The sequence below is a fragment of the Mariniflexile sp. AS56 genome, assembly GCF_030552475.1.
GTDB lineage: Bacteria > Bacteroidota > Bacteroidia > Flavobacteriales > Flavobacteriaceae > Mariniflexile.
Genome location: NZ_JAUPED010000010.1, coordinates 170,174 through 183,911, shown reverse-complemented (window position 1 = coordinate 183,911; position 13,738 = coordinate 170,174). Strand labels below are relative to the sequence as shown.

At 34.4% G+C, this 13,738-nt stretch carries 13 protein-coding genes; 11 read left to right on the top strand and 2 right to left on the bottom strand.

Annotated elements, in window-relative coordinates:
• The first annotated feature begins 54 nt into the window (after nucleotides 1-54).
• The 3 genes from Q5N74_RS13570 (at nucleotide 55) to Q5N74_RS13560 (ending at nucleotide 5,371) form a co-directional block, all read left to right on the top strand.
• The gene (locus Q5N74_RS13570; protein WP_304389423.1) at nucleotides 55-2,580 is read left to right on the top strand and encodes a PIG-L family deacetylase; all 2,526 of its coding nucleotides are present in this window, start codon (nucleotides 55-57) and stop codon (nucleotides 2,578-2,580) included.
• A gap of 114 nt (nucleotides 2,581-2,694) precedes the next feature.
• On the top strand, nucleotides 2,695-4,407 hold the full coding sequence (locus Q5N74_RS13565; protein ID WP_304389422.1) for a sodium:solute symporter: 1,713 nt from the start codon (nucleotides 2,695-2,697) through the stop codon (nucleotides 4,405-4,407).
• Nucleotides 4,385-5,371, top strand: coding sequence for a Gfo/Idh/MocA family protein (locus Q5N74_RS13560; protein WP_304389421.1), 987 nt, complete (start codon nucleotides 4,385-4,387; stop codon nucleotides 5,369-5,371). The genes Q5N74_RS13565 and Q5N74_RS13560 overlap by 23 nt, the downstream gene beginning before the upstream one ends.
• 64 nt (nucleotides 5,372-5,435) lie before the next feature.
• On the opposite strand, the gene Q5N74_RS13555 is transcribed toward Q5N74_RS13560, so the two are convergent.
• A complete protein-coding gene (locus Q5N74_RS13555) occupies nucleotides 5,436-6,287 on the bottom strand; it encodes a DUF2911 domain-containing protein (RefSeq protein WP_304389420.1) in 852 nt (283 codons plus the stop codon).
• A gap of 228 nt (nucleotides 6,288-6,515) precedes the next feature.
• On the opposite strand from Q5N74_RS13555, the gene Q5N74_RS13550 reads away from it, so the two are divergent.
• From Q5N74_RS13550 to Q5N74_RS13515, 8 genes are all read left to right on the top strand, one after another.
• Nucleotides 6,516-7,934, top strand: a complete 1,419-nt coding sequence (locus Q5N74_RS13550; protein WP_304389419.1) for an SDR family oxidoreductase — start codon at nucleotides 6,516-6,518, stop codon at nucleotides 7,932-7,934.
• A 16-nt stretch (nucleotides 7,935-7,950) separates the two neighbouring features.
• Nucleotides 7,951-8,634 (top strand): SDR family NAD(P)-dependent oxidoreductase, encoded by a 684-nt coding sequence (locus Q5N74_RS13545; RefSeq protein WP_304389418.1) that lies wholly within the window; start codon nucleotides 7,951-7,953, stop codon nucleotides 8,632-8,634.
• Nucleotides 8,635-8,663: 29 nt separating this feature from the next.
• The gene (locus Q5N74_RS13540) at nucleotides 8,664-9,179 is read left to right on the top strand and encodes a glutathione peroxidase (RefSeq protein ID WP_304389417.1); all 516 of its coding nucleotides are present in this window, start codon (nucleotides 8,664-8,666) and stop codon (nucleotides 9,177-9,179) included.
• Nucleotides 9,176-9,637: a TspO/MBR family protein gene (locus tag Q5N74_RS13535; RefSeq protein ID WP_304389415.1), complete on the top strand. Its 462-nt coding sequence runs from the start codon at nucleotides 9,176-9,178 to the stop codon at nucleotides 9,635-9,637. The genes Q5N74_RS13540 and Q5N74_RS13535 overlap by 4 nt, the downstream gene beginning before the upstream one ends.
• Nucleotides 9,638-9,640: 3 nt before the next feature.
• Complete coding sequence (locus Q5N74_RS13530; protein ID WP_304389414.1) at nucleotides 9,641-10,105, top strand: SRPBCC family protein; 465 nt, start codon at nucleotides 9,641-9,643, stop codon at nucleotides 10,103-10,105.
• A gap of 47 nt (nucleotides 10,106-10,152) precedes the next feature.
• Entirely contained in the window at nucleotides 10,153-11,457 is a 1,305-nt protein-coding gene (locus tag Q5N74_RS13525; RefSeq protein WP_304389413.1) for a deoxyribodipyrimidine photo-lyase, read from the top strand.
• 204 nt (nucleotides 11,458-11,661) lie between these two features.
• The gene (locus tag Q5N74_RS13520; RefSeq protein ID WP_304389412.1) at nucleotides 11,662-11,877 is read left to right on the top strand and encodes a hypothetical protein; all 216 of its coding nucleotides are present in this window, start codon (nucleotides 11,662-11,664) and stop codon (nucleotides 11,875-11,877) included.
• A gap of 311 nt (nucleotides 11,878-12,188) precedes the next feature.
• Nucleotides 12,189-12,413 (top strand): hypothetical protein, encoded by a 225-nt coding sequence (locus Q5N74_RS13515; RefSeq protein ID WP_304389411.1) that lies wholly within the window; start codon nucleotides 12,189-12,191, stop codon nucleotides 12,411-12,413.
• A gap of 12 nt (nucleotides 12,414-12,425) precedes the next feature.
• On the opposite strand, the gene murA is transcribed toward Q5N74_RS13515, so the two are convergent.
• On the bottom strand, nucleotides 12,426-13,736 hold the full coding sequence (murA, locus tag Q5N74_RS13510) for a UDP-N-acetylglucosamine 1-carboxyvinyltransferase (RefSeq protein ID WP_304389410.1): 1,311 nt from the start codon (nucleotides 13,734-13,736) through the stop codon (nucleotides 12,426-12,428).
• Nucleotides 13,737-13,738 lie beyond the last annotated feature (2 nt).

Sequence of the window (13,738 nt, the reverse complement as noted above, 5' to 3'; positions counted from 1 at the left end):
ACCACCAAGCCTACATTACTTTGTTATATTTGGTTTTTAGCTAACCATACAAACATGCAAAGAGTTTTACTATCCTTTATCCTATCCTTTTTAACTTTTACATTTTCACAAGCCCAAAAACCCACAACACCTTCATCTTCAGAGATTTTTGAATCCATTCAAAAGCTTAATTTTTTAGGTTCGGTATTATACATTGCGGCACATCCTGATGATGAAAATACCCGTCTTATTTCATACATGTCAAACCATGTCAAAGCAAAAACCACATACTTATCGTTAACGCGAGGTGATGGTGGCCAAAACCTTATTGGTTCAGAAATAAGAGAGCTTTTAGGCGTTATTAGAACCCAAGAATTATTAGCTGCAAGACGTGTGGATGGTGGTGAACAGCTTTTTACACGCGCCAACGATTTTGGTTATTCCAAAGACCCTGAAGAAACCTTAGCTATCTGGAATAAAGATGCGGTATTAAGCGATGTCGTTTTAGCCATTAGAAAACTTAAGCCAGACATTATTATAAACCGTTTCGACCATAGAACCCCTGGAACCACGCACGGTCACCACACCAGTTCTGCCATGTTAAGTTATGAAGCTTTTGATTTAGCCAATAATAAAAACGCTTACCCAGATTTATTAAAAGACGTTGGTGTTTGGCAGCCTAAACGATTGTTTTTCAATACAAATTCGTGGTTTTACAAAAGTCAAGAAGACTTTGATAAAGCCAATAAAAACAATAAATTAAGTTTTGATATTGGTGTTTACTACCCGTTAAAAGGGATATCCAATAACGAATTAGCATCCATAGCCAGTAGTCAGCATTTATGCCAAGGCTTTGGTCGATTATCACAACGAGGTACACAAAAAGAATATTTAGAATTCTTAAAAGGCGATGCTTTAACCAATAACGAGAATATTTTTGAGGGTATTGATACGTCATGGAATCGCGTAAAAGGTGGTAATACCATTGGTGACATTCTTTATACTATTGAGAATAATTTCAACTTTAAAGACCCTTCTAAGCATTTACCACAATTAATGGAAGCTTATAAACTTCTTCAAAAAATTGAGGATTCACATTGGAAAATTCAAAAGACAGAAGAATTAAAAAAGGTGATTGAAATGTGTGCTGGTTTGTATTTAGAAGCATCAGCAGAAAGCCCTACAAGTACTTTAAACCAAACCATTAAAGTTAATATTGAAGCTTTAAACAGAAGTAGTCAAGTTATTGTTTTAGAAAGCATTACACAAAGTGACGGTAAAACAACTTTAAAGAATTCTGAGTTGAAAAATAATGACTCTGAAAACTTTGAAAGTGAATATTACATTTCAATAAAAGAAAAACAAACATCGCCTTATTGGTTAGACAAAAAGGGCACTTTAGGAATGTATGAAGTTGAAAACAAAGCCTTGATTGGCTTACCGGAAACACCTAGAAACATCCTCGTTCACTTCAATTTAAAAATTAATAATACAGCGATCACTTTCACTAAACCTATTGTGTATCGCTATGCAAAACCAGACCAAGGCGAATTGTACCGTCCTTTTGAAATTATCCCAGAAGCCTCTGCTAAAATTTCAGAAAAGGTCATCATTTTTAATAATGACAAGCAGCACGACATTAATGTGATTGTAAAAGCAGGTCGTGATAATTTAGAGGGTTTTGTTGAAGTTTGCCACCCAAAAGATTGGAACGTATTTCCTGAAAAACAAAAAGTGAGCATCAAACATAAAGGTGAAGAGCAGGTTGTTACATTTACAGTCATTCCGCCCAAAAATCAAAGTGAAGGCTACATAAGCCCAATTGTTCACATAAACGGTTCAGATTACACCAAAGAACTTGTAGAAATAAATTACGAGCACATCCCCTTTCAAACGGTGTTATTACCTAGTGAAAGTAAAGTTGTGCGATTAGATATTAAGAAGAAAGGCGAAAACATCGCTTATATAGCTGGCGCTGGCGATGTAGTTCCAGAAAGTTTAGAGCAAATTGGATATCATGTTTTAACCTTAAGTCCAGATGCTATTAATGCTGAAACCTTAAGCAGGTTTGATGCCGTGGTTGTAGGTATTAGAGCTTATAACACTGTTGAAAACTTAGATTTTAAACAACAAATGCTATTTGATTTTGTTGCAAATGGCGGTAACATGATTGTGCAATACAATACGAATAGAGGTTTAAAAACAGACCATATTGCACCCTATGATTTGAAATTATCGAGAGATAGAGTAACCGATGAACATGCAGCGGTTCGGTTTTTAAGTCCAGAGCACCCACTTTTAAATTATCCGAATAAAATAACCCAGAAAGATTTTGAAGGCTGGACACAAGAACGCGGTTTGTATTTCCCTAATTCTTGGTCTAAAGAATTCACCCCTATACTATCTATGAACGATAAAAATGAATCACCTAAAGATGGTAGTTTGTTAGTCGCCAAACATGGTAAGGGTTATTATATTTATACGGGATTAAGCTTTTTTAGAGAATTCCCCGAAGGTGTTTCAGGTGCTTACCGCCTATTTGCAAACATGCTTTCTATTGGAAAAGAAGATTTAAAATTAGAATCAAAATTAAACGATTAATGATGAAAGAAAACAAACCCACCAAACAACCTTGGCTAAAACTGTATTCTTTAGTTTTAATCGCAAATGCGCTTTATTTCATTGCGTTTTATTTAATAACGCAAGCCCTTTAATATGCAGACATTAAGTGTAATAGATTGGATTGTTTTAAGCGTTACTTTACTTGTCATTGTAGCTTATGGTACGTGGCAAACTAGAGGTAGTCAAAATGTACAAGATTATTTAAAAGGCGGTAATACCTCTAAATGGTGGACCATCGGTTTATCAGTTATGGCAACCCAAGCAAGTGCCATTACCTTTCTTTCAACACCAGGACAAGCCTTTAACGACGGTATGGGCTTTGTGCAATTTTATTTCGGTTTACCCATAGCCATGATTGTAATTTGTATGGTTTTTATCCCGTTATACCACCGGTTGAATGTTTATACCGCTTACGAATTTCTAGAAAACCGCTTCGATTTAAAAACCAGAACCTTAACAGCCATTCTCTTTTTAATACAAAGGGGATTAGCCGCAGGTATTACCATTTTTGCTCCCGCGATTATTCTATCGGTTGTATTGGGTTGGGATTTATTAACGCTCAATATAATTATCGGGGTTTTAGTGATTGTATACACCGTTTCAGGCGGGACACGCGCCGTAAATGTGACGCAAAAGCACCAAATGGTGGTTATTTTTATAGGAATGCTTATCGCTTTCTTTTTAATAGTAGACAAGCTTCCTCAAGACATCACTTTTAGTAAAGCCTTAAATATTGCCGGTGCCAGTGGTAAAATGAAGGTTTTAGATTTTTCATTTAATTTAGATAATCGCTATACATTTTGGAGTGGTATTATTGGTGGTACATTTTTAATGCTTTCCTATTTTGGAACAGACCAAAGTCAAGTACAACGGTATCTTTCAGGAAAATCGGTTAAAGAAATGCAATTAGGTTTGATTTTTAACGGACTTTTAAAAGTGCCTATGCAGTTTTTCATTTTATTAGTTGGTGTTATGGTATTTGTGTTTTATCAGTTCAATGAAGCACCTATGAATTTTAATCCAACAGCAACTGAGCTTGTTTTAAATTCTGAATTTTCAGAAGAATACATCAGCCTTCAAAAAGAACAACAATCCGTTTTTAATGACAAACAGGCGCTTATTCAATCGTATGTAAACTCTGAAAATGACGATGTTGCAGAAGACATTGCATTAGCCAATAAAACACACGATTCTTTAAGAACTAGAGCTCGTGTATTAATAGACAAAGCTTCTGAAAACCAAAATATTAAAGTAGAAAGTAATGATAAAGATTATGTTTTTATTCATTTTATATTGAATAACTTACCGCGAGGACTTATAGGCCTACTGCTCGCCGTTATATTAAGCGCGGCTATGTCGAGCACTTCTAGCGAATTAAATGCTTTAGGCTCTACTACAACCATCGATTTATACAAACGAAACACCAGCGAGAAGACAGAAGAACATATGGTAAAAGCCTCTAGGTGGTTTACCTTTGCGTGGGGTATCATGGCTATTGGGGTTGCCTGTATTGCTAATCTTGCCGAAAATTTAATACAACTTGTAAATATTATTGGATCTATTTTTTATGGGAATGTCTTAGGTATTTTTCTACTGGCTTTTTTCTTCAAGTTTGTAAAAGGAAATGCTGTATTTATTGCCGCCTTAATTACTCAAATTATTGTGTTTGGGCTGTATCTTCTAGATTTATACGAACATATTAATCTGCCATTTTTATGGCTAAACTTTGTAGGCTGTGCCATTGTAATTGCAATAGCCTGCTCAATTCAACTAATTTCTAAAAATGACACAACAATCTCAACCTAAAAAAATTAAATGGGGCATTATTGGCTTAGGCTCTATCGCTAATAAATTTGCTACCGATTTAGCAACGATTCCGGATGCCGAATTATATGCTGTAGCCTCCAGAAACCAAGAAAAGGCCGATGCATTTGCCCAAAAATATGGAGCAACAAAAGCTTACGCTAGTTATGAAGCTTTAGCAAACGACAAAAATATTAATGCCGTTTATATTGCAACACCACACGCCTTGCATAAAGAAAACGCCCTGATGTGCTTAGAAAATGGTATCGCTGTGTTAGGTGAAAAACCTTTTGCTATGAATGCTGAGGAAGTGGATGCTATGATCGCAAAAGCCAAAGAAAAAAAGGTACTCCTTATGGAAGCACTTTGGACGTACTTCTTGCCGCATTACCAATTTGTTTTAAATGAATTGAAGAACAAAACATACGGAGACATAATAAAAATTGAAAGTAATTTCGGGTTTCAACGTCCGTACAATACTGAAGCGAGACTTTTTAATAAAACCATGGGTGGCGGTAGCTTATTAGATATTGGCATCTACCCTATTTTCTCAGCGCTTTCTACACTTGGTGCTCCTAACACGATAGATGCGTCGGCTACTTTTTTCGAAAACGAAACGGATTCCACATGCGACATGGTTTTTAACTATGATAACGGAGTTAAAGCACATTTAAAAAGTTCTCTTTTAGAAGTTTTACCTACGGAAGCTATTTTTCATTGTGAAAAAGGTATTATTAAGATTAATACCATGTTTCACATGCCTACTACAGTTTCAATACTTGTTGATGGAAAGGAAGATATTATCGATTTTGGATATAATACTATTGGGTATAACTACGAAGCCATTCATTTTAACCAACTTATTCGCGATGGTAAAACGGAAAGTGATATTATGACTTTCGAGTTTAGCAAGCAACTTATAAAAACGCTTGATAGTGTTAGCAACCAAATTGGACTAACCTATTAAACAACAAAAGCGCAACTTTATAGGTTGCGCTTTTGTTTTATGTATTAGTATCTAATTCTATATATTACATACTTCCCCACTCTTTAAGCGAGTCTTTATTCATCTTTACATAATCAGCATTTTCAGCTTTTTCAGCAGCAGCTAACGATTTTTTAGCAGCAGCAATAGCTCCTTTTTTATCACCAGCCTTAGCATAGATTAAAGACTGTTGTCTTAATTGCCAAAATGCTACTTTATCACCTGCCATAGTAATAGCCTTATCAATCCAGGTTTTTGCTTGTTTAATATCTTTTCCTTCTTGTAAATAGTAAACCGCAGCAGCATAGTAATCGTTACCTTTTGGAGTACCATTCATAACATCATTAATATTAGCCAAAACCATATCATCTGTTGGTACTTCAATTTTAACACCAGCATATACATTTTCCCAAAGCATACCTAAAACAGCCGAACTATTAGATAAATCATCAAAAGTCATCGTGAAAGTTTCAATTTTCATTGGCATTGGGTACACTTCCGCATTCACTGTAGCAACAACTTTAGAATCGTCTAATTCTTTTGGTGTCCCCCAGTTTGATGTATCGTTATAGAATACCACATTCCATGACGTTTCATTTGGTGTTGCATAAACAGCATAACTTCCCGCGTCAATAGTTTTACCTCCAAGAGTTACCTTCGTGCTAAAAGTAATTTTAGTGCTTGCATTAGCACCTAAACGCCAAAGTTTACCATAAGGCACTAGGTTACCAAACACAGAACGATCCCTCATAGAAGGTCTAGAGTACTCTAAAGTCACATCGGTTAAACCTATTTTTTGCTCTATTTTACTTAGAGGGCTCGGTTGTGGTGTTTCAATTTGCGCATTAACAGCAAAAGCAACTGTTGCAGCCATAAATGTTAATAGTAATTTTCTCATTTTCAATCGTTTTAAGTTTTTTTATTGTTTTTATAAAATTAAGCATTACATACTCCTAAAATGTTAACAAAAACCTAAATATTCATCAACATTCTTAGTCCTACTACCTGTGCTATTTTAAAGTAAGAAAATTATTTTGTTTAACTTTTATTGTAAATCGTTAAACATTTCGTACATTTACACCAAGGATGTTCTTATTAACAAATGCATTCAAATTTTAAAGGAGCTATGAAAATTCTAGTTACAGGTGGAACAGGTTATATAGGAAAAAGGTTAATCCCTATGCTTATAAACGATGGACACACCGTAGTTTGCGCTGTTAGGGATTTAGCAAGAGCAGACAAAACGTACATTGAAGACTCACACATTCAACTTATTGAAGCTGATTTTTTAGAACCAGAAACTTTAAAAAACATTCCCAACGACATTGATGTTGCGTTTTACTTAATTCATTCCATGTCTAACATTTCAAATGACTTTGAAATATTAGAAGCGAGATGTGCATTAAATTTTAAAAACTATATTGAAACCACGAATGCCGACCAAGTAATCTATTTAGGTGGAATTACAAATGAAAATGTGCTTTCAAAACATTTGAGATCCAGAAAGCGTGTTGAAAAAATTTTAGCATCAAACATATACGCACTTACTATATTTAAGGCTGGTATTATTGTTGGTTCTGGAAGCTCTTCATTTGAAATTATTAGAGATTTAGTTGAAAAGCTACCGTTCATGATCACTCCTAAATGGTTACACACCAAAACGCAACCTTTAGCGATTCGCGATCTTTTAGCTTTTTTATCAAAAGCACCTGGCAATATTCAAGTTTACAACCAATCATTCGACATTTTTGGCCCAGAAATATTAACCTATAAAGACATGCTTTTGCAATTTGCTCAAGTACGCGGTTTAAAACGATACATTGTTACGGTACCTGTAATGACCCCGAAATTGTCTTCGTATTGGCTTTATTTTGTAACATCAACCTCGTATAAATTGGCCACATCTTTGGTAGATAGTATGGGAATTCAAATAGTTGGAAAACCAAGTAACATCAACAGTCTTTTGAGTGTACAACCCATTCCTTATAAAGAGGCTGTTACTTTGGCTTTCGAGAAAATAGAACAAAATAGTATTGTATCTAGCTGGAAGGATTCTATGGTAAGTGGTAGGTTAAGCAATCAAATTCACAAATATGTTAATGTTCCCAAATATGGTTGTTTTAAAGACTATAAACAACGAACCGTCATTGATGAAGAAAAAACCATTAATAAAATATGGAGTATTGGCGGTAATACAGGTTGGTACTTCGGAAATACTCTTTGGAAACTAAGAGGTTATGTAGACAAGCTAGTTGGAGGTATTGGTTTAAGACGCGGAAGAACAAGTCCTACCGACTTGGATGTTGGAGATGCTTTAGACTTCTGGCGCGTTATTTTTGCCGACAAAAAAGAAAAAAAATTATTGCTTTATGCTGAAATGAAACTTCCAGGTGAAGCTTGGTTAGAATTCAAAATTGAAGACGGCATGCTAAAACAAACTGCCACCTTTCGCCCCCGAGGATTGGCTGGCAGGTTGTATTGGTACAGTGTACTCCCGTTTCACGGGTTAATATTCAAAGGCATGATTAATAAACTAACAAATTAAATAAACGCTAATTAAAATGAAAACCATCGTAGTAATTGGCGGCAGTAAAGGCATTGGTAATGCCATAATAAGCAAACTAATTAATAGCAATAGAATTATTAGTTTAAGCCGAACATCACCCCACGAAACTCATTCTAATTTACAACACATAACTTGTGATGTTTTAAAGGATGACTTACCAATAATTGAAACAATTGATGCATTGATTTATTGCCCTGGTAGCATCAACCTAAAACCATTTTCAAGGTTAAGTTTAGATGAGTTTCGTAAAGATTTTGAAATTAATGTGCTTGGTGCAGTAAAGGTCATTCAGAAGTATTTAAATGCTTTAAAAGTGGCTAACAATCCCTCTATTTTACTGTTTAGTACCGTAGCATCTCAATTAGGCATGCCCTTCCACTCAAGCATTGCCACATCAAAATCTGGGGTTGAAGGTTTGGTTAAATCTTTAGGAGCAGAACTCGCACCAAAAATTAGAGTAAACGGTATAGCTCCTACAGTTACAAACACCACTTTAGCCTCAAAACTATTAAGAAACGATCAAATGATTGAAACCATTACAGAACGCCATCCGTTAAAAAAAATATTAAACCCAGACGAAGTTGCCGACATGGCTTTATTCTTAATTTCTGATAAAGCCGCATCCTTATCTGGACAAATTTTTAAGATGGATTGCGGTATTGTTTCATTTAAAATATAAGTATACATTAAAAACCTTTTTAAAGAATTATGATAGCACAACTCTCTCCAATCATTCAAAAAATAGATACTAAAACATCTATTTACAACATCAAAGTGAACAATCTTAACGGTGACTCCATTCAGTTATCTGCCTATAAAGACAAATACATTTTATTCGTAAATGTGGCTTCTAAGTGCGGTTTTACTAGTCAGTATAAAGATTTACAAAAACTATACACAACCTACCAAGACAAATTAATGGTTATAGGCGTACCATGTAACCAATTTGGAAACCAAGAGTTAGATACTAGCAACCAAATACAAGCATTTTGTGAAATTAACTACGGTGTAACTTTTTTAATGACTGAAAAACTAGAAGTAAAAGGACCAAACCAACACCCTTTATACCAATGGTTAACAAAAAAACATGAAAACGGAGAAATAGAATCTTCGGTACAATGGAATTTCCAAAAATATTTAATACATCCTAATGGCGGCTTAGTAGATTACTATTTATCTTCTACATACCCGTTAAACAACAAAATAACCCAACACCTACAATGAAAAAGTTAAAGTACTTCTTTGTGTTTTTAATCATTAATTTTGCCGCTTTAAGCATAGGTGTTTGGCTTATGGAAAATGGCCCAAAAACCGAATGGTACATGCAACTTAATAAAGCACCTTGGACCCCTACTGGCTGGGTTTTTGGAGCAGCCTGGAGTAGTATTATGGTTTGTTTCTCCATATACATGGCATACTTATATTCCTTAGTGCCAAGCAGCAAAGTAAAAACACTTTTCACCTTACAGTTTATATTTAATGTTGGGTGGAATTTTGTATTTTTTAACCAACACCTTATCAATCTTGGTCTCATTGTTATTTTAACACTCACGGCCATTATTACTATTTTTCTATATGATTTTAGAAAAAATCTAGGCTATAAATCAATTTTCATACTACCTTATTTTATATGGTTATGTATTGCCAATTCACTTAATCTTTACATTTTACTTAACAATTAACCTATGAAGATATATACCTTACATAAAAAACAAAAGCTTCCTATAACCATCGATAAAGCTTGGGAGTTTTTATCGGACCCAAAAAATCTAAAAACAATTACGCCTAGCTACATGGGGTTTAACATCATGTCTGGTGCTGACAGACCAATGTATGCGGGACAGATTATTCAATATATTGTCACACCTGTTTTAGGTATAAAAACTAAATGGGTTACAGAAATCACCCATATTAAGCACAAACAGTACTTTGTAGACGAGCAGCGTTTTGGACCCTATGCGCTTTGGCATCATAAACATTTTATAAAAGAAATTGATTGTGGTGTTGAAATGGAAGATATTATTGATTATAAAATTCCATTAGGGTTTCTTGGGCAATTAGCACATCCCTTTCTAGTTAAACCAAAACTAGAAGAAATCTTTAATTATAGAACAGAAAAGTTAGAAACATTATTTGGTAAATATTCATAATCAGTTGCTTTCGAAACGAATCGAGAGTATTCTTATTTTATAATTAAATGAAACAGACAATCAGTATTTTTTGGTTTCGTCGTGATTTACGGTTAGAAGATAATCATGGTTTATTTGAGGCTTTAAACGGGAAACACCCCGTCCTGCCCATTTTTATTTTTGATACTGAAATTTTAGAAAAACTCCCAATAAATGATGCGCGAGTTACTTTTATACATAAAACACTTCAAAATTTAAGCGAAACACTTCAAACGAAATACAACAGTAGTTTAGGCATGTACTTAGGCAAACCCTTGGATGTTTTTAAAAATTTAAGTCAAGAATACCAAATTGATGGTGTTTTCACAAATCATGATTATGAACCCTATGCCAAGAACCGTGATGAAGAAGTAAAAGCTTTTTTAGCCGAAACACAAATTGAATTTAAAACTTATAAGGACCAAGTCATTTTTGAGAAAAACGATATTTTAAAAGCTGACGGTACACCTTATGTGGTGTATACACCTTATATGAAACAGTGGAAATCACTTTTTAAAACTACTGATTTACATACTTTTGACACCCATTCAGTTTTAAAAAACACAATTAAAAATAAACAACTACCCCATTTAAGTTTGATTGATATCGCTTTTACACCATCTCAGCAATCCATAGCCGATTTCACAGTTACCCCGCATCTCATTCAGAACTATGAAGCAACTCGTAATTTCCCCTCACAAGATAGCACCTCTAGGTTAGGGCCTCACTTGCGTTTTGGTACGGTTAGCATTCGTAATATGGTAAAAAAAGCAATTACTGAACAAAACGAAGTGTTTTGGCAAGAACTTATTTGGCGGGAGTTTTTTATGACGGTATTATGGCATTTTCCGCACACGGTTACCCAAAGTTTTAAACCTAAGTACGAACGTATAGAATGGCGAAATAATGAAATGGAATTTAAATTATGGTGTAAAGGTATTACGGGCTACCCTTTAGTTGATGCTGGAATGCGCCAACTTAACCAAACAGGTTTTATGCATAACCGCGTACGTATGTTGGTAGGTAGTTTTTTATGTAAACATTTACTTATAGATTGGCGTTGGGGCGAGGCTTATTTTGCCGAAAAACTACACGATTATGAACTAGCAAGTAATATTGGTAATTGGCAATGGGTTGCAGGTTGTGGTGTGGATGCTGCACCTTATTTTAGAATTTTTAATCCAACCACGCAAATTGAAAAGTTTGATAAAAATCAAGAGTATCTTAAGCAATGGTGTCCCGATTTTCAAGAACTCACTTACCCAGCTCCCATAGTAGACCATAAATTTGCTAGAGAACGCTGTTTACGAGTTTACAAAGCCGCTTTACAATAATTTAAAAACGCGAAAAAACAATATTTTAGGTCTTAAAAATTAGAATTTAATCACATTATAGCTTAATAGCTACAATTTTACGTACTAATTGTTAATATTTCATTAATAATAGCACTAAAAAACGTATAAATTTACTAGCTTTAGTATCTTGCAAGATTTTGATAATTAACCTATCAAAAGTTTAATAAAAATAAATTAAAATTCATGGAAATTATAGATAATGCTTTAGAGTTCGAGCAAAGAAAACAAACTTTTAAAACTACAAGCGAACGTATAGAAGCATCAAGAGAAGCTAAGGATCTTATATTAAATTTGAATACCATTTACAAGGAGAAAAAAGACCCAGAAATCATGGAGTTGATGAAACGATTAACGCTTATCAAACAAAAAATAGAAAAGCGACTAAAAGGTAGACCTTAAATAGCGTTTGTCCTATTTGGCCATAAATCTTTATACCATTTCATAAACAATTACTAAATACCTGTGCATTTACAGGCTTACACAGCTATTTTAAACAGCACCATGTTCTAACACATGCTATTTGTCTATTAAAATAAGAGAATAGCTGTGTTTTATTTTATGAAAAACAAAACTGCTTTCATTCCTGAAAGTTTAGCTACTTCCTAACAAAACAGCCTCCTCTAAATAAAACATAAAATACGTATATATGCGTATTTTTTTTACTTTCATTAAGTATTATATTTGGTTAATTCCAATTAATACCATTTGAAATGATACGTTTACAATTAATACCATCGATACTTAAGAGCCTCAATTTCAATAAGAAGGATAAAATTTTAGAAATAGAATTTAAGGACGGTATTAATTCTAACAAGTGTATGGACATTCCCATTTCAGTTTTAGAAGATTACATTACCTCTATAACAGAAAGTGGCGTTTTAGATACACATCCAAAACACCACTCCCAATTAAAAATTGTACATTCTAACTTTTAAGACTTTTAAAAATTAATCAATACGTTCTATTTTTGCACCAATAGCACGTAAACGTTCGTCAATACGCTCGTAACCTCTATCAATTTGTTCTATATTCTGAATAGTCGATGTCCCTTTTGCAGATAGTGCCGCAATAAGTAATGATACCCCTGCACGAATATCTGGAGACGTCATATTAGTCGCTTTTAGAGTAGATTTATAATCGTGCCCAATAACGGTAGCACGATGCGGGTCGCAAAGTATAATTTTAGCTCCCATATCAATCAATTTATCAACGAAAAACAAACGGCTTTCAAACATTTTTTGGTGAATAAGCACACTACCACGCGCTTGCGTTGCTACTACCAAAACAATACTTAATAAATCGGGTGTAAACCCTGGCCAAGGTGCATCAGAAATGGTTAAAATAGAACCATCAATAAAACTTTGTATTTCGTAACCATTGGTATGAGCTGGAATAAAAATATCGTCACCACGCTTTTCAACTGTAATACCTAATTTTCTAAAAACCGACGGGATCACTCCTAAATCGTTCCAAGAAACATTGGTTATAGTCAATTCACTTTTAGTCATAGCTGCAAGACCAATCCAGCTACCTATTTCAATCATATCAGGCAACATGGTATGTTCTGTTCCACCTAAAGTATCAACACCATCAATCACTAATAAATTAGAGCCTACGCCACTAATTTTAGCGCCCATGCGGTTTAACATTTTACATAACTGCTGTAAATAAGGTTCACACGCCGCATTGTAAATGGTAGTTTGTCCTTCGGCTAATACCGCAGCCATCACTATATTTGCAGTTCCCGTTACCGAAGCTTCTTCTAAAAGCATATAAGCTCCTTTTAGTCGTTTTGCTTCAACACCGTAAAACTGTTCTTCTTTACTATATCTAAATTTAGCACCTAAATTAATAAGACCTTCAAAGTGCGTATCTAATCTACGACGTCCAATTTTATCGCCACCTGGTTTCGGGATATACCCTCTACCAAAACGTGCTAATAACGGACCAACAATCATGATAGAACCACGTAAGCCACGGCCATCTACTTTAAATTCGTCCGATTCTAAGTATTTTAAATTTACATCATCCGCTTGAAAGGTATATGTACCATGGGCTAATTTTTCAATTTTAACACCTAGCTTTCTTAATAAATTAATAAGCTTATTAACATCCACAATATCTGGAATGTTCTTTATGGTAACCAATTCTGGTGTTAATAAAACCGCACATAATATTTGTAGTGCTTCATTTTTGGCACCTTGTGGCTGTATACTCCCTTTTAATTGGTGACCTCCTTCAATTTTAAATGTTCCCATAT

Bases quoted from the DNA above. Each gene is read 5' to 3' on its own strand.
- Q5N74_RS13570 (WP_304389423.1), top strand. From the start codon at position 55: ATGCAAAGAGTTTTACTATCCTTTATCCTATCCTTTTTAACTTTTACA.
- Q5N74_RS13565 (WP_304389422.1), top strand. From the start codon at position 2,695: ATGCAGACATTAAGTGTAATAGATTGGATTGTTTTAAGCGTTACTTTA.
- Q5N74_RS13560 (WP_304389421.1), top strand. From the start codon at position 4,385: ATGACACAACAATCTCAACCTAAAAAAATTAAATGGGGCATTATTGGC.
- Q5N74_RS13555 (WP_304389420.1), bottom strand. From the start codon at position 6,287: ATGAGAAAATTACTATTAACATTTATGGCTGCAACAGTTGCTTTTGCT.
- Q5N74_RS13550 (WP_304389419.1), top strand. From the start codon at position 6,516: ATGAAAATTCTAGTTACAGGTGGAACAGGTTATATAGGAAAAAGGTTA.
- Q5N74_RS13545 (WP_304389418.1), top strand. From the start codon at position 7,951: ATGAAAACCATCGTAGTAATTGGCGGCAGTAAAGGCATTGGTAATGCC.
- Q5N74_RS13540 (WP_304389417.1), top strand. From the start codon at position 8,664: ATGATAGCACAACTCTCTCCAATCATTCAAAAAATAGATACTAAAACA.
- Q5N74_RS13535 (WP_304389415.1), top strand. From the start codon at position 9,176: ATGAAAAAGTTAAAGTACTTCTTTGTGTTTTTAATCATTAATTTTGCC.
- Q5N74_RS13530 (WP_304389414.1), top strand. From the start codon at position 9,641: ATGAAGATATATACCTTACATAAAAAACAAAAGCTTCCTATAACCATC.
- Q5N74_RS13525 (WP_304389413.1), top strand. From the start codon at position 10,153: ATGAAACAGACAATCAGTATTTTTTGGTTTCGTCGTGATTTACGGTTA.
- Q5N74_RS13520 (WP_304389412.1), top strand. From the start codon at position 11,662: ATGGAAATTATAGATAATGCTTTAGAGTTCGAGCAAAGAAAACAAACT.
- Q5N74_RS13515 (WP_304389411.1), top strand. From the start codon at position 12,189: ATGATACGTTTACAATTAATACCATCGATACTTAAGAGCCTCAATTTC.
- murA (WP_304389410.1), bottom strand. From the start codon at position 13,736: ATGGGAACATTTAAAATTGAAGGAGGTCACCAATTAAAAGGGAGTATA.